Raw genomic sequence first — 23,468 nt, forward strand, 5'->3', positions numbered from 1 at the left:
CAGAATTAATCAAGTTAAGGTTAATTTCAGGGGTTGGGGATTAGCAAACACTAGAGGGATCGGAGAAAGTTTCTTAAAAGTTCCTTGCCGGCAGTGGTTAAAATACTTTCGGGATGAAATTGTACTCCTTGAATGTGGGGGTAATCCCGATGACGGACTCCCATGACCGTACCATCTTCGACCCAGGCCGTGATCTCTAAATTATCCGGCATGGTGGAGCGCTCGACCACTAAACTATGGTAACGGGTGGCAGTAAAAGGATTTTCTAACCCTTGAAATACCCCTTCATTGTTGTGATAGATTGGCGAAGTTTTGCCGTGCATCAAGACCGGGGCCCGGACCACATCCCCTCCGAATACCTGACCGATACTTTGATGACCGAGACAGACCCCCAAAATCGGCATATAGGGGCCAAATTTGGCGATTAATTCCAGAGATATGCCCGCATCGACCGGACGACCGGGACCGGGGGAAATGACAATTCCATCCGGCCGCATTTGTTCGATTGTGGCCAGATCGATTTTATCATTACGATAGACCTCGATCGGCACGGCGATCGGGAACTCGGAGGCTAATTCTCCCAAATACTGGACTAAATTGTAGGTAAAACTATCATAGTTATCGATGACGATTATCAAGAGTCCCTCTCCTTTCTCTAGCCTCGCTCAGTATTTTTATTCTACATCCCGGCTGTCTCGATCGAGACAGCCGGGATGTAGGAGGTAGGCTATTTTTGAGCAGTCAGCTAGAATCTGCCCGGAATTGCTAATCACAGCCTAAACTATCTCTGGTGGCCACTCCCGTGACTGGATTAATCCCATCGGCCCGTTCACACATTAACTTGACCTGATAGTTATCAATTACCGCGTTAGTGAAATCGGCCCCGGTAATAATTGTGTCATAAAAACGGCTGCGAGTAGCGATCGCATCGGTAAAAATAGTATTAGTTAAATCGGCAAAATCGAGGGTAACTCTATCTACCAAAGATGCGGTTAAATCGGCCCCTTTTAAGTTAGCTTTTAAGAGGACAGCCTCGGTGAGAATACTATAGGATAAATCAGCCCCTTCTAGGTTAACTCCCCGCATAGCGGCAGCGGCGAAAACTCCTCCGCGCAAATCCTGATGGGAAAAATCCCGATCTTGCAGCTGGGCAAAACTATAGTTAATCGTTTTATCTTGGGCCAAAGCCCCCGGACGGGCCGCAAAAAGTAGCCAAAGAATCGCCAGCAAAATAATTAAAACCAGACTGAAAAAATTTTTCAACATTGTTACTGTTGAGCGTTGAGAAACTGGGCTGCATCATCACCCACCCGAATAGTTAGGTCTGAGTCTAAAGCACCAGTGGAGGATGATTCTACTTTACCGATTCCCAATTGATTTTTCAAGAGGTTAGCGGACTGAATATCACCTTTTTGGGCAATAATTGCCGTGGTTTCTAGCTTTTGAGAGGAGTCATCGCTAATATAAACATTTGTGTAGCCCTGTTTGGCCAGATAATCACGAGTACGACGGGCTAAACCTTTGGTATGGGTGGCATTTTGAATGGCAATCCGCAGACTATAAACGGAGGGTTCTCCCTGGGAATAGTTATCGGTAAAATTATTAGCCACAATGGTCTTAATTTCGCTACGGTTCAAAATCCAATAACTCCGACCATCGTATTCCTCGAGGTTATTAAACCGGCCGGGGAGTAGGATCATTCTTAAGTCATCCTGTTTAATTTCCCGGCCAAAATTAGCGATAGCCAGCATTTCCTCGACGGTTAAATTCGTATCGATATATTGTTGTAAAACCTGTACTGCTTTCGGGAGACTGGGGAGAATTGTCGGACTAAAAATCTTTTGTTGTAGTGCTTTTAATAAAATTTGTTGTCTTTGTACGCGACCAATATCGCCGTATTGCTGGTTACGAAAACGGGCAAATTGTTCGGCTTGGTCGCCGTTGAGATTTTGCCAACCTTCTTGTAAATCAATTTCTAATTTTTGGGTGACATCTTTATGATACATTCGTTCGGGTACATAAACCTCTACACCCCCGACTAAATCGACTAATTCCTTAAAGGCATCGGTAGTCACCCGGACATAGCGATCAACGGTGACATCCCCTAAAGTATTACTGACCACTTCCGCCGCTAGAGTTGGTCCACCGTGAACATTGGCATCGTTAATTTTGGTGAAACCGTGGCCAGGGATTCTGACGCGGCTATCGCGAGGGATAGACAACATTCTCACGGTTTTATCGCTAGGATCGAAGCGCACTAGGAGCATGGTATCGCTGCGACCTTTAAATACATCGTCGCTGTTTTTGGCATCTAAAACTCGATCGATGCCCATAACTAAAATATTAACAGGACGAGAAAGCTGCTGATTGATTAAGCTATTCCAAGCTTGGGCCTCAAGGATGTCTGTTTGGGTGGGAAAAGTCGTTTTTTGGAAGATAGCCCCAATTGGTGCGGGTAAGGGACTAATTAAAGCGACGGCAGCCCCGAGAGTGGCGGAAACTAGGGCGGTAAAACTGAGGGTTATTCCCCAAAATAAGCCCTTTTGCAGGGGAGATGCTTTTTTTAAACCAGACATGACTGAACTGACCACTGCGACGGTATTTTCTGAGTTTTGGCTGTATTCTTGCTTTTCAAACCGCCCCGAAACATTGGCCATGGACTAACCTCAACATCTGATTAAAAGCTTACTTTAGGAGGTGACTGCTGATCCCTAGAATCTATCTCTAGCCCAAAAGTTCCAGATATTGGTCACTCCCCTCTCGCCGGCTATTGTAACATATTGTTAAGGAACTGGCTATCATAGACCTGTTGTAAAAATCAAAAATTGTTGTTAGGGTTAGGGGTCAGTAGTCAGTAGTCAGGAAAATTGAGAATGAATAATAAGCTGTTAAATAGTCTATTTACCGATTTTATGCCATTTAATCCTTATTTTTGCCGTTTTTGAACCCTGAAAAGTTGATTATGCCAGAGGTTTAATAATTTTTCAGGGATTCAGTTCAGTTATAGATTATGCTAAGACGCATTTTAAACGCTTATCCTTAGATTAACTCAATCTCCCCGGCCCCCCGCCCCCCCGATGTCGGGGGGGCAGGGGGGGTGGGGGGTTGGGGGGGTCTTGCCCCTTGCAAGAGTGCAAGAGTGCCTTATCTCAACAAGCAATTTAAAGGCACGGGCAGCTTATCTCTGTAGTAAAGAATTAAGAGAGGTGGAAACTTGAAGATAACAGAACTAAGGTTATTCTCTTTATTTATTTTCTGATTCAATCCTCAATTTATACCTTAGTTTTTGGCTAGTCGTGCAGTTTTTTCTGTCAAAATAATTCTGATATATTTTTTATGAAAATCATCTCTCTTCCCCTATCATCCACCCAAGAATATCTCTGTAAAAGAGACTTAAATCTCTACAATTCTCCCAGTTGTCAAGAGTTAGCTACCCAAGCACAACGGGGAAGACAATTAAAATTTATTTCCCTAGAAATTACCGAAAAAGGGCTACAAATTCAGCTAAGGGAAGATAATTATTTAGCTTGGCTATCCGGAGAAGATTTAGATGCAATTGCGGTGGCCACCACAGCTTATCAAAAAATTCCTCTAACTCGTTCAGACATAGAAAAACATATTCCTGAGATTATCACTTTTACTCAGGAAGCAAGGAACCGTACCAATCATTATCTCTGGGGTGGAACCCTTGCACCTAATTACGATTGTTCAGGATTAATCCAGGCCGCTTTTGCCAGCTTTGACATTTGGTTGCCGAGGGATTCCTATCAACAGGAGGCTTTTTGTCAAAAAATAAACCGAGAGGAATTACTACCGGGAGATTTAATTTTCTTTGGTGATAAAAGAGTTAATCATGTGGCTTTATATCTAGGCAATAATCAATATATCCACAGTTCAGGACAAGAAACAGGTAACAATGGTATCGCTATAAATCTCCTCACCGATGATCAGGATAGCGTTAGTCGTCATTATTATCAAAAATTATGGAGTTTCGGTCGAGTTATGCACAATTAATCAGTTATCAGTTATCAGTGATTGGTCACTGTTTACTGTTTACTGTTTACTGTTCACTGTTTACTCTCCCCCATAGATAATTATGTCAGAAAACATCTCCCTAAGCGGTCTATCAATTCGTCGTCACATAGGAGTATTGATGTTAACTATAGCAGTTATCATCATCGGTCTTTTTTTTCTAAATCGTTTACAAGTAGATTTGCTTCCTTCTATCACTTATCCCCGCATTAGTTTAAGGATGAATGTACCCGGAGTGTCCCCGGAAGTCATTCTCGAAGAAGTCACTAAACCCCTGGAAGAAGGAATGAGTGCCACCGAGGGAGTAGTGCAAGTTTATTCAGAAACTCGCGAGGGAAGGATGCGAGTAGATTTATTTTTTCAACCCGGGGGAGATTTAAATGTCGCTTTAAATGAAGCTACCGAAAGTTTTAATCGTGTCCGACAAAATTTACCCGATATTATTGAGGAACCGCGCTTAAATAAATTTGAACCCTCTCGTTTACCCGTCTATGAATTCGCTCTCGTTTCCGATACCCTACCCCTAAAAGATTTAAGATTATTTGCCGATGAAGAATTAGGGAGAGAATTAGGATTTGTGGAAGGAGTGGCAGTGGTGGACGTGATTGGGGGAGTTAGAGAAGAAATTCAAGTTAATATTGACCTGCAGCGATTACAATTTTTAGGAGTGGGATTAAATCAGGTTTTAGACACCCTAAAAAGACGCAATCAGGACATCTCTGGGGGCCGACTAGAGGGAGAAACCGGGGAACCTTTAACCCGTGCGGTGGGGAAATTTAAAAACGTAGGGGATATCCAAGATTTAGCACTGACCGATAGTAATAATCCCGAAGAAAAAATCTATCTGCGGGATGTGGCCAGAGTTATCGATGGGACAGAAGAACAAAGAATTTTTGTCACCCTAAATGGAAAAAATGCCGTCAGGGTTAGCGTCCAAAAACAACCGAATGCGAACACGATTGCTGTGGTAGAAGGGGTCAAAAAACGCATTGCCGAATTAAAAAAATCCGGGTTAATGACCGGGGGAATACAAGTCGTCACCACTACCGATGAGTCTGTATTTATCCAAAACGCGGTTAATAACGTGGTTTCCTCGGGACTAGCGGGGACAATTCTAGCAGGATTGACTGTATTCGTCTTTCTCGGTTCCCTGCGACAGACTTTTATCATTACCCTAGCGATTCCTCTTTCTACCCTCGTCGCAATTATCTGTATGAAGTTATTCGGGTTATCGATAAATGTGTTTAGTTTGGGAGGATTGGCCCTAGGGGTGGGTATCGTGGTGGATAATTCCATTGTCATGCTGGAAAATATTGCCCTTAAAGTTAATCAAAACCAAAATAAGCAAGATTTTTTAGAAATTGCCCGGAATAGCAGCCAAGAGGTAGAATCTGCTTTAGTGGCCTCCACTGCGACTAATCTCGTCTCTATACTGCCATTTTTATTACTGGGTGGTTTTATCTCCCTGCTGTTTAACGAGATTATCCTCACTATCAGTTTTGCTGTGGCTGCTTCTCTGTTGTGTGCGTTAACCGTTGTTCCCATGTTAGCCAGTCGTTTGTTAAATATGGGGGTTTCTAGTGGCATTCAGCGATTTTGGCTCTTAAAAGTCTTTAGTCAACGTCTAGAAGGTTTAACCATCCTCTACGGTCGTTTTTTAGCTAAAATCATCCACTACAGAATACCTGTTATCCTGCTGGCCTTTTTAATTTTAGGGGGAAGTAGTTTTTATCTCTGGCAATATATCCCCCAAGAAGTCTTTAGTCGTATTCAAACCGGACAGGTGAACGTTTTTGCCCAATTTCCTCCTGGTACCAATTTAAATACTAACCGTCAGGTGATGCGGGAAGTAGAAAAGATTTTATTATCACAACCGGAAACTGAGTATGTTTTTACTACCAGTGGCGGTTCTCTTTTTGGCACAACTACCAATGAAAATATTTTGCGCGCTTCTAGTACGATTAATCTCAAAAAAGGCACTAATACAGAAGCATATATCGAACGGATGAGCAAAGCACTAGAGCAATTAAACCTCGTTAACGTGCGTTTGCGTCTCACCCCTGGTCAAGTGCGCGGTATTATTCTGAATAACTCTCCCTCCGTTGGTGCTGACGTGGATGTGATGTTACAGGGACCCGATGGGAAAACTCTAGAGCAAGCTGGTGAAGAAGTCCTCAGTATTCTCGATGAAAAAGTCCCTAGTGCGCGTTTTCGTCCCGATGCTGACCCCAGACAACCAGAAATCCAGATTAAACCCGATTGGACTCGCTTAAATAGTTTGGGATTGAGTACCCTGGAAGTGGGACAAACGCTACGGACCGCTATTCAAGGATCGATCCCCACCCAACTGCAACGGGGAGAAAGATTAATCGATATCCGGGTGCAATTGGACCCCAACTCGCGGCAAAAAATTAGTGACATATCACAAATACCTATTTTTGTCAATAGACAAGAAGACTTAAAATTAGCAGATATAGCCCGGATTGAAGCGGGAAAAACCCCCGGAGTCATCCAGAGAATCAATCAGCGTCAAGTTTTTATTATTATCGGCAGTTTAGTCGAAGGGGCGAAATTAAGTGACGCACTCGCGGGAGTACAATCGGTTTTAAATTCCACTCCCTTACCCGATGGTATCAGCATTTTACCCAGTGCTGCCGCCACGTCTAATCAAGAAATTCAGGGTTCTTTGGGTTTATTAGCGGGTTTATCGGTATTTTTAGTCTTTGTGGTCATGGCTGTGCAGTATAACTCGCTCATAGACCCTTTGGTGATTATGTTAACCGTTCCTTTGGCCCTAGCGGGGGGAATTTTCGGACTATATTTGACCAAAACCCCGATTAATGCCATTGTCATTGTCGGGGTGGTTTTATTGGTGGGCATTGTGGTTAATAACGGGATTATTATGGTGGAATTAGCCAATCAATTGCGGCAAGAATTCGGTTTTACTCGACTACAAGCCATTTTAAAGGCCGCTCCCCAACGTTTACGACCGATTTTAATGACTACCGTGACCACGGTTTTAGGTTTATTTCCCCTCGCTTTAGGATTGGGAGAGGGGGGAGAATTCCTGCAACCTTTGGGAATTGTCGTTTTTTCGGGTTTGTCTTTAGCAACTCTGTTAACTCTGTTTATTATTCCCTGTTTTTACGTTTTATTCTCCAGAAAATAATCTTCTTGTGTGGGAAGAGGGAATTATGAATTATGAATTATGAATTATGAAGTGGGATAAAAATAATCTCCCGACTCCTGACTCCTGATACTAAATCCGTTGAGTAACGCACAGAAAACGGGTTTCTCGGAGAAACCCGCTTTCTACTCATGCACTCATGCAAAAGGGGGAATACATAATCAGTCTTTAATAACCAGATTTAGTATGACTCCTGACTCCTGAATACTGTCTCCCGACTCCCGACTCCTGACTCCTGACTCCTGACTCCTGACTCCTATCTCCCGACTCCCGACTCCCGACTCCTGACTCCTGACTCCTGACTCCTAACCCAATGTTGGCTAAAGATAAGCAAAAATTATTGATTGACTCCAAAAACTTGAGAATATTTAAATTAACATTCCGCAATATTTACAAATTCTTAAGAATTTATTGAGAAAGATTTTTATTTAACAACGATGTTACGCTGGTAACAGCGATTTGATAGAATTTCATAATGGGTTATTTTGTGCTTTTTTGGGCAGCAATGGTTGAAACCCTTGCCACACCTAGAAGGTTATCCTAATTAAGACGGGTAAATCAGTCAATTTCACCCATAACGATGATCTTTTTTTTGTGTAGTTTTATTGCAAAAAAAAAGTTTTTTTGACAAAAAGCACAAAGTATGAATTATGAATTATGAAGTGGGGAAGTGGGAAGTGGGAAGTGGGAAGTGGGAAGTGGGAAGAATAAAGAAAAATAATCTCCTGTCTCCTGTCTCCTGAATACTGTCTCCTGGCCCCTAACCCGACAAAAAACTTATTGCCGCAAACCCTAAGTTAGGGGCTGCTGAATAAATCTAAAAACCTTGTTGTATAAGACTTTTAGACTTTTTTCCCCTCAAAAAGTGCCAGCACTTGGAGTGATCGGGGGGAAAATTCAGGTACTTTTTCCCTGAAAATTAGGTAGTTGACCACCTGAAAATCGCTAAAACCCTACACCCCACACCCCACACCCCACCCCCCCGATGTCGGGGGGGTTGGGGGGGCCACACCCTGCCCCCACGAAAACCTTTTCAGCAAACCCTAAGTTAAATAAGCGATAGTTACCCCCGAACCGCCCTCATTTTGGGGTGCTAATTGAAAGCGTTTTACCTGGGGATGACGGGATAAAAAATCGTGAACACCTTGACGCAATTTCCCCGTACCTTTACCGTGAATAATCCATAATATGCCCGATGGGGTGGCGCGGGTGATCGCCTGTTCGATATCCGTTTCTGACTCTGCCACCCTGGAACCGCGAATATCGACGGTATTATTAGAAGTACGAATTAAAGGAGTCTCCTGGGGTTTTGTGGGAGTTTGGGGCAAATTTTTGGCAGGTTTTGGCACAGTTTCCACTTTTTGACCATCCAAAGACTCAATCTGGTCTAAGGGTAGGGTCATCTTCATCATACCGAAACGCAGGGAAATCTCCTCTGATTCTGGTGAAATTGCTAAAACTTCGGCAGTTTGTCCCAAATTGGGCAAGCGTACCCTTTCCCCCACTTGCGGACGATAATTAACCTTAGTTTTTTCCGTTTTTGGTAATAACCTTTCTGCGATCGCAGTTAACTCCTCTGTGGCTTTTTGAGCATCTCTACCAGTTTTTGTTCCCGCTTGCAATCGGCGAATAACGTCATTAATCTCTGCTTTTGCCGATAATAAAGCCTTTTGTATCTCCTGCTCTTGATAACGCTTTAATTCTCGCTCTCTCTCCTGTAGAGAATTAGCCCGCGTGGACACCTCTGTATAAAATTTCTCCGTTTGTTGGAGTAATTGACTAGCTTCTTGAGCTTTTGACTCCTGTTCCCGTCTTTGCGCTTCCAAACCAGCAATTACTTGATTTATCTCCTCCGATAACCCCCCCAGATGATTTCTCGCTTCGGCCACAATTTCGGCACTTAATCCCAAACGCTGGGCAATAGTTAAAGCATTAGAACGGCCCGGAATGCCCCATAATAGTCGATAAGTGGGGGAAAGAGTGCGATCATCAAACTCTACCGAGGCATTTTCAAAGCGAGAATCTCGATACTTTAACGCTTTTAATTCCCCGTAGTGGGTGGTAGCCACCGTCAGTAAACTATGATCGGCGAGGTATTGTAAAATAGCGATCGCTAAAGGACTTCCCTCGGCCGGATCCGTACCGGCTCCCACCTCATCGAGTAAAACCAAGGAACGAGAATTTAAAGCCGCTAAAATGCGGACAATCCGGCGAATGTGACCCGAAAAAGTCGATAAACTCTGTTGCAAAGACTGTTCATCGCCAATATCGGCTAAAACCTGATCGAACCAGGGTATCTCTACTGGTTCCCGCGCTGGAATAAACAGGCCCGCTTTCGCCATTAAAGCCGCTAATCCGAGAGTTTTTAAAGTAACGGTTTTTCCGCCGGTATTTGGTCCGGTGATGGCAACAACGCGAATTTCTGGGCTAATCTGCACATTTATCGGTACGACCTCCCCCCCCTGTTCGTGGTGTTTTTGCCACCAGAGCAAAGGATGACGCAAATTCCGTAAAGTAATCGTTTCCGAACCATCGATAAAGTGGGGGGGATTACCCTCTAACCATAAACTGTAACGGGCCCTAGCGGTGGCCAGATCGAGCCTAGTAGCGATCGCTAGTAAATATTCTAAGTCCTCAAAGGCTTCGGCGATCAGATTACTTAACTGCCGCAGGATTTTTTCTTCTTCGATTTGTTCCTGACGACGATATTGCCGTAGTTGATTGCCTTGGTCAACGATAGAGTGAGGTTCAATGTAAAAAGTTGCCCCTGTGCTGGAAGTATCGTGAATTATCCCCGGTATTTGCTCTTTTTGCGATGCTTTGACGGGAAGCACCCAGCGCTCGCTTCTTTGGGTAATCACCGCTTCTTGGATAGCACCGCCCTGTTTTTGCATGATATCCTGCAATTTTCGGTAAATTCGCTCTCTAATCACCTTCATTTGTCCCCGAATTTCCCGTAATTGGGGACTAGCGCGATCGGATATCCGGCCATCTTCATCGATACAACGGTGTATTTCCTGTTCTATCTCTGGATAGGTGCGAATTTCCGCTACTAACTCTTTTAAAACCGGTATATCTTCCTGTTCGTCAATTAAACGCCGTAAACGTCGCACTCCCGCTAAAGTCGTGGCAATATTTAAAAGTTCCTGTCCCGATAATAAACCCCCCAGATGCGCCCTTTCTAGGGCATCTCCGATGTCGGTAATCCCATCAAAGGAAAGACGACTATCTAATTTTTGTTCTAAGCTATAAACTTCTTTGGTTTGGCAGAGTAGGTTTAAACTTTCCTCTTTGCTTTCTGGTAACGGCAATTGACGAATTGCGATCGCACCGAGTTTAGTCGCTGCAAAAGTAGCTAGGTGTTGACATAGCCGCGGCCATTCCAATAATTCTAGGGTTTCGTCTTGAATCAATTTTGTAGTTTTTTATAATACGCTTTGTATTTCTAGTCTAACTGGATTTGGCCTGATTTTGCAGGAGTCATTTCAGTCAACAGTCATCAGTAATCAGGGAAAAGACAGCACTGTTACTCGCACCTAATACCTGTCACTTAACAATCCCGCTAGACATCTCCAAAAATTATAACCCAATCACAGTTTGCTTTACTGAAATGTGTATCTATCCTTGCTAATTCAATTTAACTGAAAAAATATGGGGCAATTAAAATCATTTCTACTTGGGTAAGTTTCTGTCCTACAAAGACTTCTAGTCTAGATATAATATTAGGTCGAGTTCTACTGATAACTGATCACTGATAACTGATCACTGTATCTAAATTCCTTTCTGGAGAGAGAATTGTACTTGTTTAAATTCTTGTTTTAAACGTTGTTTGAGTTTGTCGGGTATGGGACGGGAACCGTAGGCGGTATAATAACCTGCTACAGAGTTTAAGGCCGTTTGCATAGTAGTGAAAGAACGCAAACCCCCGGATTTTTTATCTTTTCGGTAGAGGGAGATGTAATCGTTGATTTGTTCCTTTGCTTGCGACTCAACTGCCGCTTTATTCGGGTCATCTTTGACTAAATCAAGGGCTGTGGTTAAAGTTTCAATCACCGTCAGGGTATCTTTTCCATAATTACCCGTTAACCCCGAACTACTAGAACAACCCATCAATCCGATGACCAGGACGAGAACCAAAGCTAATAAGCGAGAAATGTAAGGTTTTAGAGACATATTTTCAACACCATAAGTTAATCCCAAGTCACCTTATCCTATCAGGAAACCGTGACCAGTTCTTCATGAGAGTCAACCTGCTGCAAAAATCAAAAATCTTTCCTTTTGTCGGGGGTCAACTGGGGGTAAATAGCCAAAATATAGGCTTTTTTGGCGGCAAAAGCACCATTTTTGCCTAAAAGTTGCCATGCCATCAACCCGGAGTGAGTTGATTCTGGACTAATTCGGGCTGCGATAAGGCACTGGTGGCGGTTTCCCGAAGGTAGATAAGCTAAGACGCATTTAAAGCGCTTATTCTTAAGATTAGCCGAATCTCCCCCAATCCCTTTACTGTTGCCTCTTGCAAGAGTGCCTCTTGCCTCGTCTCAACAAGCAATTTAAATGCGCGGGCAGCTTATCCGCCATATCATCATTAGCTATGGCTGTCAATACCTCTTTAGATAGGGTTTGCGGCAAAAAGTTTATTGGTGGGGTTAGGAGTCGGTTGGGGAAGTCCGAATAACAAAATGACCTCGCTCCCCTGGAAAGGGTTACACTGATATTCAGCCAACCCTAAATAAGCCAGAGTGGAGAAAAGGCTGAAACATATACTCGTCGGTGCTTGGGATTTTTGGCAAGCAGCGGCAACCCAGCAGCCTTTTGTCCCATTTCTGAGAGAGAAGTTAATACTTTGTAATAATTATTAGCGGGGCGAGTATTGCTGATCCCGTCTGCTTGGAGAAATTGCGATAAAATTAACGATCATAACGATCAATAAAAAAATTTTATGGTTGTAACTGTTAATAATTCCCTGACAATAAGGGAATTTCTGCAATTACCAGAAACTCAACCCTCTAGGGAATTTATTGATGGTCAAATTATTCCCAAACCCATGCCCCAAGCTAAACATAGCACTATTCAAGGTGATTTGGTTCCAGCTATTAACGCCAGTCTAAAACCCCAACGAATTGCCCGTGCCTATCCTCAATTGCGTTGTACTTTTGGCAGTCGTTCTCTAGTTCCTGATGTTTCAGTTTTTCTCTGGGAAAATATTCCTCGCGATGCCGAGGGAAAAGTATTAAATACTTTTGCGATCGCTCCTGACTGGTTAATTGAAATTCTCTATCCCGATCAAAATCAGACTAAAGTTGTTAAAAATATCCTTTATTGTCTAGATCACGGCACTCAAATGGGTTGGTTAATCGATCCTGAAGAAGAAATTATCTTTGTTTATTCTAGTGATAGAACTATCGCTATTTTTGAATCAGAAAATGCTCTTTTACCCGTCCCTGCTTTTGCGATCAGTTTTCAAATCACCCTCGGTCAATTATTTGACTGGTTAAGAGGTTAACGGATTATCAGTTATCAGTAAACAGTGATCAGTGATCAGTGACAAATTCCCCAACCTCGCCACTTCCCCACTCGATCGAGTACAATAAAGTGTTCAGCAAAAGCGATCGGCTATTAGCTTTGATTAGTCCTTCGGTAAGAGTTATAAACCAGAGAAAAGAGCCATTAAGAGCGGCAATTAGCTGAAAAAGCTCAAAAACTGAATTTTAGGCTGAAGGCTGACCGTAGCTTGCTGAAAGCTGAATCCCGTTGATAATTTTTTTACTTGAATCGCCGTGGTTATCCAAATCGACTCAACTCAAAACTACGAAACCAAAACCCAAGAGATCGCTAGACAACTTTTAGCCGAAACTCGGGAAAAAAAAGGTCTTTGGTCTGCTTTACAGGATCAAATGCGTTGGGATGATAAATTACTCGATTGGGCAATGTCTAACCCCAATTTACGAGTACAATTATTCCGTTTTATTGACTGTTTACCCGCTTTACGCAGTAATGCCGAGATCGCTAATCATCTCCAACAATACCTCGGTGATGCCTCCGTAGAACTGCCCAGTGCGCTGAAAAGTATCCTCAACTTTAGTGATCCTAACTCCCTACCCGCTCAAACGGCCGCCAGTCTGATCAGTAAATCCGTAGAAACCTTAGCTCGTAAGTATATCGCTGGGGAAGACCTAGAGCAAATTACTCGCACTGTCACCCGTCTGCGGAAGGAAAAAATGGCTTTTACCATAGATCTCCTCGGTGAAGCGGTAATTACTGAAGCGGAAACCCAAGTTTATCTACAAAGTTATCTCGATTTAATGACCCATTTGGCTCAAGAAGCGAGCAAATGGAATAAAGTTAGCCAAATTGATGAAGCGGACGGCGACTTATTACCACAAGTGCAGGTTTCTGTCAAGCTAACTGCCTTTTATTCTCAGTTTGATCCCATGGATCCGATTGGCAGTAAGGAGAAAGTTTGCGATCGCATTCGCCTACTGTTGCGACGCGCTCAGGAGTTAGGGGTGGCAGTCCATTTTGATATGGAACAGTACGTTTATAAAAACCTCACCCTGGCTATCCTGAAAGAATTACTCCTAGAAGAAGAATTTCGCAGTCGTACCGATATTGGCATCACCCTACAGGCATATTTAAGAGATTCTGCCCAAGATTTACAAGATTTAATTAATTGGGCCAAAAAGCGCGGTTATCCCCTTACTGTCCGGCTAGTCAAAGGCGCTTACTGGGATCAGGAAACGATTAAATCTCGGCAAAATCACTGGCCACAGCCGGTATATAACGAAAAATCGGCCACAGATGCCAATTATGAACGGATGACGCGGTTATTATTGGAAAATCATCAATATTTATACGCCGCTATCGGTAGTCATAACGTGCGATCGCAAGCCCTAGCCTGTGCGATCGCAGAAAGTTTAGAAATTCCCCGTCGTCGCTTTGAAATGCAGGTATTGTACGGCATGGGCGACCAATTAGCCAAAGCCTTAGTGAAGCGGGGTCATCGGGTGCGGGTTTATTCCCCCTACGGACAACTCTTACCCGGTATGGCCTACCTAATCCGTCGTTTATTGGAAAATACCGCTAATAGTTCCTTCCTCCGGCAAAATTTGGAGGATCGTCCCGTGGAAGATTTAATCGCAGCCCCCCGGGTTTTAGGCAAGGATAACCCGATTATCCCCGGTTTTCCTAATGCCGCCGATACGGATTATGCCAACGAGCAATTACGAAATAAAGCGAGTCAAGCCCTTACTTTTGTCAAAAATTCCCTCGGTAAGACCTATTTACCCCTAATTAACGGCGAATACGTCGCCACCAATGTTCAAATTAATTCCGTTAATCCCTGTAACCCGCAGGAAATAGTGGGGAAAGTGGGCTTAATTGAGGTGGAACAGGCAGAAAAAGCGATCATAGCGGCGAAACAGGCTTTTCCCGCTTGGAGACGCACTCCAGTGGCTAAAAGAGCCGAAATACTGCGAAAAGCGGCGGATTTGATGGAAGCGCGACGACACGAGTTATCGGCCTGGATTTGTTTGGAAGTGGGCAAAGTTATCCAACAGGCGGATCCGGAAGTGTCAGAAGCGATCGATTTTTGCCGTTATTACGCCTCCGAGATGGAAAGACTGGATTTAGGGCATAATTTCGACGTAGCAGGTGAGAATAATCGTTATTTCTACCAACCCCGGGGTATTGCTTTAGTGATTTCTCCCTGGAATTTCCCCCTAGCCATTGCGGTGGGGATGACAGTAGCGGCTTTAGTAGCAGGTAACTGTACGCTATTGAAACCTGCCGAGACTTCCTCGGTGATTACGGCGAAATTTGCCGAGATTCTCCTAGAAGCGGGTATTCCTGCCGGAGTCTTCCAATATATCCCGGGTAAAGGTTCGCAAGTGGGGGCGCATTTAGTTAGCCATCCCGATGTTCACCTAATCGCCTTCACCGGTTCACGAGAAGTGGGCTGTCGCATCTATACAGATGCCTCCATCGTGCAAAAGGGTCAAAAACACCTAAAACGAGTTATCGCCGAAATGGGCGGCAAAAATGCCCTAATTGTCGATGAGAGTGCCGATTTAGATCAGGCCGTTGTCGGTGCGGTTAAGTCCGCTTTTGGCTACACCGGCCAGAAATGTTCGGCCTGTTCGCGGATAATCGTTCTGGAAAGCGTCTATGATAGCTTTGTGGAGCGCTTTGTCGAGGCTACCGGGTCCCTCAATATCGGGCCGACGGATTTACCGAGTACGGAAGTAGGACCGGTTATCGACGAGAAAGCTCAAGCAAGAATTCGGGAATACATCGAAACTGGTAAAAAAGAGGCAGAATTAGCCCTAGAAATGCCAATTCCAGAAGTGGGTTACTTCGTCAGTCCCACCGTCTTTAAGAATGTTCCCCCCGATGCGGTAATAGCGATGGAGGAAATTTTCGGTCCGGTGGTGGCGATTATCAAAGTGAGTAATTTCGAGGAAGCTTTAGCCGTAGCTAACGGAACCGACTATGCTTTAACCGGTGGCTTATATTCTCGCACTCCTGCCCATATTAACCGAGCTATGCAGGAATTTGAAGTGGGAAACCTCTATATTAACCGGGGAATCACCGGCGCGATTGTCTCCCGTCAACCCTTCGGGGGTTTCAAGATGTCGGGGGTAGGTTCCAAAGCAGGGGGTCCGGATTATCTGCTGCAATTCCTCGAACCTCGTCACATCAGCGAGAATATTCAACGTCAGGGATTTGCACCGATTGAAGGGGCCGATTAAGCGATTTATAGCTAGGGTTTGCGGCAAAAAGTTTGTTGGTGGGGTTAGGAGTCAGTATTCTCCGAGTCAGGAGTCAGGAGTCATAATAAATCCAGTTATTAAAAACTGATTATTTATTCTCCGTTTTGCCTTCTGCATGAGTAGAAAACGGGTTTCTCCGAGAAACCCGTTTTCTGTGCGTTACTCAGGAATCAGGAGTCGGTCGTCAGGCTTCGGCCGTGAGCTCAGCCGAACGGAGAATATTTCTATTTGTTTTCTCTTCCCCCCACTTCCCTATCTCCCCACTCCCCCATCTCCCCATCTCCCCCCCCGCAACGCGCACGAAGTGGTCTCCCCACTCTCCTAGACTTTTTAAACAGGATTTACTATGACAGGGGACTCCCCGGCCGTTGTCTTTCCCACCCGATTTCTTGGCTGTCAACCTACTGCTATATACTTAAGTTGAGAATTGCGTCGGCCTATCAAGAAAAGACTATGACGATTGAAACCGTTGCCACAAAACCCTTTAGTGACCAGAAACCCGGAACTTCCGGACTGCGAAAATCCGTTCCCGTTTTTCAACAACCCCATTATCTGGAAAATTTTATTCAAGCTATCTTCAATACTTTAGACGGTATCGAGGGTCAAACCCTAGTCGTCGGTGGAGATGGTCGTTATTATAACCGTCAAGCTATTCAAACTATCCTGAAAATCGCCGCCGCTAACGGTATCGGCAGAATTCTCGTGGGAACCGATGGTATTGTCTCCACTCCCGCTATTTCTGGGTTAATTCGTGAAAATAACGCTTTTGGCGGTATTGTTCTCTCCGCTAGTCATAACCCCGGCGGTCCAGAGGGGGATTTTGGCATTAAGTACAATATTACTAACGGCGGACCGGCACCGGAAAATATCACCGATGCAATTTATGCCGAGACTAAGGTGATTAGCAGTTATAAAATCCTCTCAGGGGCCGATATTAATCTTGATCGCCCCAGTTCCTTTAAACTGGGAACTATGGATGTGGAAGTGATCGATGCGGTTACTCCCTACGTCAAAATGATGGAAAAGATTTTTGATTTTGATCGCATTCAGGCCCTACTCACTTCTGGTAAGTTTAAAATGTGCATGGATTCTCTCCATGCGGTGACGGGTCCCTACGCTTATGCTCTATTTGAACAGCGTTTAGGTGCGCCCAAGGGTACAGTATTAAATGGTATTCCCCTAGAGGACTTTGGTGGGGGTCATCCCGATCCTAACCTAGTCTATGCCCATGATCTGGTAGAAATTCTCTTTGGTCAAGATGCACCCGATTTTGGGGCTGCTTCCGATGGAGATGGCGATCGCAATATGATCCTCGGTCAGAATTTTTTTGTTACCCCCAGTGATAGTTTAGCTGTACTAACTGCCAACGCTCATCTAGTACCGGGCTATCAAAATGGTATCACGGGAGTGGCGCGATCGATGCCCACCAGTGCGGCGGCCGATCGGGTAGCGGCTAAACTGGGAATTGACTGTTATGAAACTCCCACCGGTTGGAAATTCTTCGGTAATTTGTTAGATGCGGGGAAAGCAACCCTTTGCGGGGAGGAAAGTTTCGGCACGGGTTCCAATCATATTCGCGAAAAAGATGGTTTATGGGCGGTTCTTTTCTGGTTAAATATTTTGGCAGTTAAAGGGGAATCGGTAGAGGAAATTGTTCGCAGTCATTGGCAAGAGTTCGGTCGTAATTTCTATTCTCGTCATGATTACGAAGAAGTCGCCTTAGAACCGGCAAAAGAGATGATGGCACGTCTCCAGAAGCTGGTTTTAGACCTTAAGGGTCAACAATTTGGTAACTATGAAGTGGAATATGCCGATGATTTTAGCTACACGGATCCCGTGGATGGTAGTGTGAGTAAAAATCAAGGGATTCGCATTGGTTTTACCGATGGTTCTCGGATTATTTACCGTCTATCGGGGACGGGAACTAAAGGGGCAACTCTCCGGGTTTATCTAGAAAGTTATGAACCGGACGCGAGTAAACACGATATCGACACCCAAAAGGCCCTACAGCCGTTAATTGATTTAGCCGAAGAAATCGGTCAAATTCGTCAATCTACCGGACGGGAACAACCCACGGTTATTACCTAGGGTTGGCTGAAAAAGTTTTTCGTGGGGGCAGGGTTCCCCCCGATCCCTCCAATGGCTGGCACTTTTTGAGGTCAAAAAAGCCTAAACTAGATTTATTCAGCCAGCCCTATCTATTGCCCATGGCTTGTCCGGCGAGATAACCAGTGGTCCAAGCGCATTGAAAATTAAATCCCCCCGTGACTCCATCGATATCTAGTACCTCCCCGGCAAAATATAACCCCGGACAGATTTTACTTTCCATAGTTTTAAAATCCACTTCCTGAAGATTCACTCCTCCAGAGGTGACAAATTCCTCCTTAAACACCCCTTTCCCTTTGATTTGATATTCCCCCTGCTGTAATTCAATCATCAATCGATTGAGAGTATTTTTAGATAATTCTGCCCAGGGAGTTTCCGAGTTAACAGTCAAGTAACTTAATAAACTCTGCCAAAGACGCTTAGGTAACTGCTCAAAGGGACAATAATTAAAAAGTTTTCTTTTGGGATATTCACTTTTAGTTTGTAAGATAATTTCTCGCAATTTTTCAGGAGGATAATCCCCCAACCAATTAATGATTAAAGGCATTCGGTAATGATGCTCGTGAAGTAACCGCGCCCCCCAAGCAGAAAGTTTTAAAATAGCCGGTCCACTGACTCCCCAATGGGTAATTAACAAGGGTCCGATTTGTTCTAATTTACTTCCCCCAAGACGAACTCGCACTTTATCCACAGTAACCCCTAACAAATCTTTCAGACGAGGATCGGCAATTTGAAAGGTAAATAAAGAAGGGACAGGAGAGACTAGAGAATGACCTAAATCTTGAGCGGTGCGATAACCAAAAGGACTACTTCCCGTAGCAATTAAAAGCTTATCTGCCCTAATTTGCTCATCTCTTTTTAATTCAATTAAAAAACTTTCTTCCTGTTTTTTAACCGATTTAACCGGGGAATTTAGCCTTAAATTAACCCCAGCAAAAGTCGCACTTTCCCGCAGACAATTAACAATAGTTTCAGAATTATCGGTGCTGGGAAACATTCGTCCATCCGCTTCTGTTTTGAGTTTTACCCCTCGCAATTCAAACCATTTAATAGTATCTTGGGGTTGAAACCGACTAAAAGCTCCCCGTAGTGCTTTGCCACCGTGAGGATAATAATTAACCAATTGGGAAACATCAAAACAATGATGGGTGACATTACAGCGTCCCCCTCCCGAAATCCGCACTTTCACCAGGGGTTCTTTTGCCGCTTCTAGGATAGTAACGCCAGCTTTTGGGTTAGATTCTGCCGCTTTAATTGCGCCAAAAAATCCCGCTGCCCCGCCACCAATTACGACTATTTGAGTCATATAAGTAAGTGGTTATAATTAAATTGAAGATATATCCCCCCTTAATCCCCCCTTGATCCCCCCTTAATCCCCCCTTGATAAGGGGGGTGTCTGATAATTTTTAACACCTACCTACTTATCAAGGAAAAAGTTAAGTTTAAACCGCCAAAAATCGCTGAATGACTTCTTGACTTAATTCGCTCGTGAAACCGGAAGCAACAATTCCCCCTTTCTGCATGGCGTAATATCGATCAGCTTGGCGGACAAAATGCAGGTGTTGTTCTACTAATAAAACGGCGATTCCTTTGCTGGCAACAATACGCCGTACCGCCGCTTCAATTTCGAGGATAATTGACGGTTGAATTCCTTCCGTGGGTTCATCTAAAATTAATAATTTTGGTTCCCCCACTAAGGCGCGAGCGATGGCTAATTGCTGTTGTTGTCCACCGCTTAAATCTCCTCCCATCCGCGATAACATGGTTTTTAAAACGGGAAACAAATCAAAGATTTCTTCGGGAATTGTGGCATTTTTTCTTTTTGTAGGTAAAGCTTCCAAACCGAGAATTAAATTCTCTTTTACCGTTAAACGGGGAATAATATCCCTACCCTGCGGCACATAACCCAGTCCTAATCTGGCTCTTTGATCTGAGGTTTTATTAATCAGGTTTTCTTGCTCATAATTAATTGTTCCCGCTCGCGGTTTTAAGATACCCATCAAGGTTTTTAATAGGGTAGTTTTACCCACGCCATTACGTCCGATTAAACAGACCATTTCTCCCGCATTAATGTTAAGATCAACATCTCTTAAAATATGACTTTCTCCGTAGTAAACATTGAGATCAGATATGTGTAACATTGTCAACCCTTTTTAACTAATTTTAATCATTTTACTCTTTATTCTTCCGAGGAACCTAGATAAACTTCAATAACTTTCGGATCATTTTGAATTTGCTCCATATTCCCCTCACATAGAACAGTTCCTTGGTGTAAAACCGTGACTTTGCGGGCAATTTGCCGGACAAATTCCATATCGTGTTCGATGACAATAATTGAATGACTTTTCGCTAGATTTAATAACAAATTACCCACGTTTTCCGTTTCCTCATCGGTTAATCCTGCCACGGGTTCATCTACTAGCAGCAAATCTGGTGACTGGGCCACTAATTGACCAATTTCTAAGCGTTGTTTTTCCCCGTGAGAAAGTAAAGAAGCGGATAAATCAGCTTTAGCAGTTAACCCGATAGTTTCCAATAAACCAATAACTTTTCTGCTATCTTCTAGGGGAGGACGACCGAAAAGAGTTGAGAAAACATTTTTATTGCGATTGCTAACTAAATCGAGATTTTCTCGGACAGTTAGATTTAAATATACCCTAGGAGTTTGAAATTTGCGACCGATACCTAAACGAGCGATCGCAAATTCAGGAATTTTGCGGAGATCTCGACCTTTAAATAATACCCGTCCGATGGTGGGTTGCACTTTCCCCGTAATCACATCTAAAAAAGTGGTTTTTCCCGCACCATTGGGACCGATAATCACCCGCAATTCTCCCGTATCCATACTGAAATTAAGATTATTGAGAGCCTTAAAACCCCCAAAACTAACGGTAAGATTCTCGATTTCTAGGATTTTTCCAGTCATAATTTCTAAGAGGGAATTGGGAAGTATTTTCAGTGAACAGTAAACAGTAATCAGTGAACTGAAAACTCACATCTGATAACTGACTCCTGAATACTAATAGAATAAAATCACTTATGCTCTAATTCTTCTTTTTCCAGTTGCGCTTCTGGATCTTCCTCAATACTAGGATAGGTAATTAAAGTTTTGCGGAAACCAAAATGAGTCAGCAAACGTTTAATCCCACCGAGAATACCATCGGGAAGCACTGTCACCACAATTAGGAATAGGGCCCCTTGTAAAAATACCCAGACTTCCGGAAATTGTTCGCTTAAAAAAGTTTGGGCTAGGCGTACTAATAAAGTACCGATAACTGCCCCCACAAGGGTAGCACGTCCCCCCACAGCCACCCAAATCACCATTTCAATGGAAAAAGCCACATCCATAGAGTTAGGGGTGATAATTCCCGTTTGCACCGTATAAAGAGCGCCGGCAACACCAGCAATCGCCCCAGAAATGGCAAAAACTAACACCTTAAACCAAGTAGGATCATAACCAGAAAAACGAACCCGCACCTCGTCATCGCGAATGGCGACTAACAAGCGCCCAAATCTGCCCGTAGTTAACCAACGACAGAGGAGATAAATAGCCAGTAAACAGACAATTGTGAGTAAATAAAAGGCCACTTGAACGGCATCGGAACCCACCAGTAACCCGAAAATTGTTTGGGTATCGGTTTTTAAGCCATTAGTGCCGTTAATTAACTTTTGTTGGCCGTTAAAAAAGTTAAAAAATACCAGTAAAGCCGCTTGGGTTAAAATCGAGAAATAAACCCCTTTAATGCGATTGCGGAAGATTAAATAACCTAATAATGCCGCCATGATCGCTGGTACGATAATTAGGGCTAGAATTGTCAAAGGTAGGGAATAAAAAGGTTGCCAAACAAAAGGTAATTCTGTCACCCCGTAGAGAGTAAAAAATTCGGGCAGTTGTCCCGGTGGTAACTGAAGATTTAGGTACATGGCCAAAGCGTAACCACCGAGGGCAAAAAAGATGCCATGACCAAGACTTAATAAACCCGTATAACCCCAGATTAAATCTATCCCCAAAGCGACAATAGCCAGGGAAAGAAATCGCCCCAATAAACGCAAACGGAAAGCCGACAAAGCTAAGGGCAGTAACACCGCAAAGATGACCACCAATCCAACAATAACAGCGATTTCCGTGATTAACTTTTTCTTTTCCCGTTGTCGGGATTCGTTTCTAGTGATGGTTTCGGTAATCATAATCTATAACTCGGCAGTACGTCCTTTAGGAGGAAAAATTCCCGCAGGTTTGAATTGCAAGAAAGCAATAATTAAAGCAAAAATCATCACTTTTGCCATGCTAGTGGTGGAGAAAAAGGTGAAGAAATCCGTTAGGGGTTTTAGTGCTTCTACGGAACCAAAAATCAGGGCAAAAGTTCCCGAACCAATTAAATAATTAGCCACACCGATGGCCATAGCTGCGATAATAGTTCCCAGGAGATTACCCACTCCCCCCACCACCACTACCATGAAGGTATCAACGATATAATTTTGTCCCACGTTTGGACCGACGGAACCCAAAAAACTAATCGCACAACCGGCAACTCCAGCTAATCCCGAACCGAGGGCAAAAGTCAAAGCATCCACTTGATTTGTCGGAATGCCTAAACAGGCACTCATCTGGCGATTTTGGGTGACGGCACGAATGCGTAAACCCCAAGAAGATTTATTTAAAAACCAATAGGTTCCTAACAAACAAATGGCAGTCAAAATAATAATAAATAGACGGGTGTAGGGCATTTGAAAACCGGGTAAAGGTAAACCTCCCCGTAACCAAGCAGGAGCCGTGACATCGACGTTTCTGGCACTAAACCAGGGTCTAGCGAGAACGGGATTAAAAGATAAAAGATAGCCTAATAATCCAGCGATAGCTAGGGATAAAGGCAGGGTGACACCGATAGCTAAATTGCGAATTCTCTCCCAATCTAAGCGACGACTTAACACCGTCATCGCCCCAAAAAATAACAGACATAAAACTATTAAACTAATTACTAATAAGCCGTTGACACTTCTGACAAATTGCTGCAGAATTAAGCTAACTCCCCAAGTGGCCAGCAGCGTTTCTAGGGGTCTGCCGTAGAGGAACCTAATCACCCCCCTTTCTAATAATAATCCCGCCAATCCCGACACTAAAAAAGCGATCGGTAGGGCGAATAAAACATAAGTATCAAAGAGGGGAGAACCGAAACCTTTAAAGACATTTTGCACCACAAAAGTACTGTAGGCCCCTAACATCATTAACTCACCGTGAGCGAGATTAATTACCCCCATCAGTCCAAAGACAATCGCTAGTCCTAAAGCGGCCAGCAATAGCACAGAACCGATGCTAATACCATTAAACAATCCTTCCAATAATGCTGACACTTTTCGTTATTCCCGTGCATTTT

At 43.7% G+C, this 23,468-nt stretch carries 15 protein-coding genes; 5 read left to right on the forward strand and 10 right to left on the reverse strand.

Going from position 1 to position 23,468, the window contains the following annotated elements:
- Window positions 1-50: 50 nt before the first annotated feature.
- The 3 genes from O9334_RS09860 to O9334_RS09870 form a co-directional block, all read right to left on the reverse strand.
- On the reverse strand, window positions 51-638 hold the full coding sequence (locus tag O9334_RS09860) for an anthranilate synthase component II (RefSeq protein WP_045358741.1): 588 nt from the start codon (window positions 636-638) through the stop codon (window positions 51-53).
- Between the two features lie 127 nt (window positions 639-765).
- A complete protein-coding gene (locus tag O9334_RS09865) occupies window positions 766-1,266 on the reverse strand; it encodes a pentapeptide repeat-containing protein (protein WP_045358742.1) in 501 nt (166 codons plus the stop codon).
- A 2-nt stretch (window positions 1,267-1,268) separates the two neighbouring features.
- On the reverse strand, window positions 1,269-2,657 hold the full coding sequence (locus O9334_RS09870) for an LCP family protein (RefSeq protein ID WP_288000080.1): 1,389 nt from the start codon (window positions 2,655-2,657) through the stop codon (window positions 1,269-1,271).
- A 679-nt stretch (window positions 2,658-3,336) separates the two neighbouring features.
- On the opposite strand from O9334_RS09870, the gene O9334_RS09875 reads away from it, so the two are divergent.
- Together O9334_RS09875 and O9334_RS09880 are read left to right on the forward strand one after the other, a co-directional pair.
- Window positions 3,337-4,014 carry a C40 family peptidase gene (locus tag O9334_RS09875; RefSeq protein WP_045358744.1) on the forward strand — a complete coding sequence of 226 codons (678 nt, stop codon included), beginning with the start codon at window positions 3,337-3,339 and terminating at the stop codon, window positions 4,012-4,014.
- A gap of 82 nt (window positions 4,015-4,096) precedes the next feature.
- Window positions 4,097-7,201: an efflux RND transporter permease subunit gene (locus O9334_RS09880; RefSeq protein WP_288000083.1), complete on the forward strand. Its 3,105-nt coding sequence runs from the start codon at window positions 4,097-4,099 to the stop codon at window positions 7,199-7,201.
- 1,061 nt (window positions 7,202-8,262) lie between these two features.
- On the opposite strand, the gene O9334_RS09885 is transcribed toward O9334_RS09880, so the two are convergent.
- Both O9334_RS09885 and psb27 read right to left on the reverse strand, forming a co-directional pair.
- Complete coding sequence (locus tag O9334_RS09885; protein WP_288000085.1) at window positions 8,263-10,632, reverse strand: endonuclease MutS2; 2,370 nt, start codon at window positions 10,630-10,632, stop codon at window positions 8,263-8,265.
- Between the two features lie 358 nt (window positions 10,633-10,990).
- Window positions 10,991-11,392: a photosystem II protein Psb27 gene (gene psb27, locus O9334_RS09890; protein ID WP_045358747.1), complete on the reverse strand. Its 402-nt coding sequence runs from the start codon at window positions 11,390-11,392 to the stop codon at window positions 10,991-10,993.
- Between the two features lie 766 nt (window positions 11,393-12,158).
- On the opposite strand from psb27, the gene O9334_RS09895 reads away from it, so the two are divergent.
- The 3 genes from O9334_RS09895 (at window position 12,159) to O9334_RS09905 (ending at window position 18,075) form a co-directional block, all read left to right on the forward strand.
- Window positions 12,159-12,722 (forward strand): Uma2 family endonuclease, encoded by a 564-nt coding sequence (locus O9334_RS09895; RefSeq protein ID WP_288000087.1) that lies wholly within the window; start codon window positions 12,159-12,161, stop codon window positions 12,720-12,722.
- Between the two features lie 274 nt (window positions 12,723-12,996).
- Complete coding sequence (gene pruA, locus O9334_RS09900) at window positions 12,997-15,966, forward strand: L-glutamate gamma-semialdehyde dehydrogenase (RefSeq protein WP_288000089.1); 2,970 nt, start codon at window positions 12,997-12,999, stop codon at window positions 15,964-15,966.
- Window positions 15,967-16,440: 474 nt separating this feature from the next.
- Window positions 16,441-18,075 carry an alpha-D-glucose phosphate-specific phosphoglucomutase gene (locus O9334_RS09905; protein WP_288000091.1) on the forward strand — a complete coding sequence of 545 codons (1,635 nt, stop codon included), beginning with the start codon at window positions 16,441-16,443 and terminating at the stop codon, window positions 18,073-18,075.
- 106 nt (window positions 18,076-18,181) lie between these two features.
- On the opposite strand, the gene O9334_RS09910 is transcribed toward O9334_RS09905, so the two are convergent.
- The 5 genes from O9334_RS09910 to O9334_RS09930 all read right to left on the reverse strand — a co-directional run bounded on the left by O9334_RS09910 (window position 18,182) and on the right by O9334_RS09930 (window position 23,445).
- Window positions 18,182-19,399 (reverse strand): BaiN/RdsA family NAD(P)/FAD-dependent oxidoreductase, encoded by a 1,218-nt coding sequence (locus O9334_RS09910; protein ID WP_288000093.1) that lies wholly within the window; start codon window positions 19,397-19,399, stop codon window positions 18,182-18,184.
- Window positions 19,400-19,535: 136 nt separating this feature from the next.
- Window positions 19,536-20,234 (reverse strand): urea ABC transporter ATP-binding subunit UrtE, encoded by a 699-nt coding sequence (gene urtE / locus O9334_RS09915; protein WP_002732163.1) that lies wholly within the window; start codon window positions 20,232-20,234, stop codon window positions 19,536-19,538.
- A gap of 38 nt (window positions 20,235-20,272) precedes the next feature.
- Entirely contained in the window at window positions 20,273-21,019 is a 747-nt protein-coding gene (urtD, locus tag O9334_RS09920; RefSeq protein WP_045358751.1) for an urea ABC transporter ATP-binding protein UrtD, read from the reverse strand.
- A 107-nt stretch (window positions 21,020-21,126) separates the two neighbouring features.
- Complete coding sequence (gene urtC / locus O9334_RS09925) at window positions 21,127-22,281, reverse strand: urea ABC transporter permease subunit UrtC (RefSeq protein ID WP_288000096.1); 1,155 nt, start codon at window positions 22,279-22,281, stop codon at window positions 21,127-21,129.
- A gap of 3 nt (window positions 22,282-22,284) precedes the next feature.
- The gene (locus O9334_RS09930; protein WP_288000098.1) at window positions 22,285-23,445 is read right to left on the reverse strand and encodes an ABC transporter permease subunit; all 1,161 of its coding nucleotides are present in this window, start codon (window positions 23,443-23,445) and stop codon (window positions 22,285-22,287) included.
- Window positions 23,446-23,468 lie beyond the last annotated feature (23 nt).

This window comes from Microcystis sp. LE19-8.1F (assembly GCF_027531715.1).
GTDB classification, from domain to species: Bacteria; Cyanobacteriota; Cyanobacteriia; order Cyanobacteriales; family Microcystaceae; genus Microcystis; species Microcystis wesenbergii_A.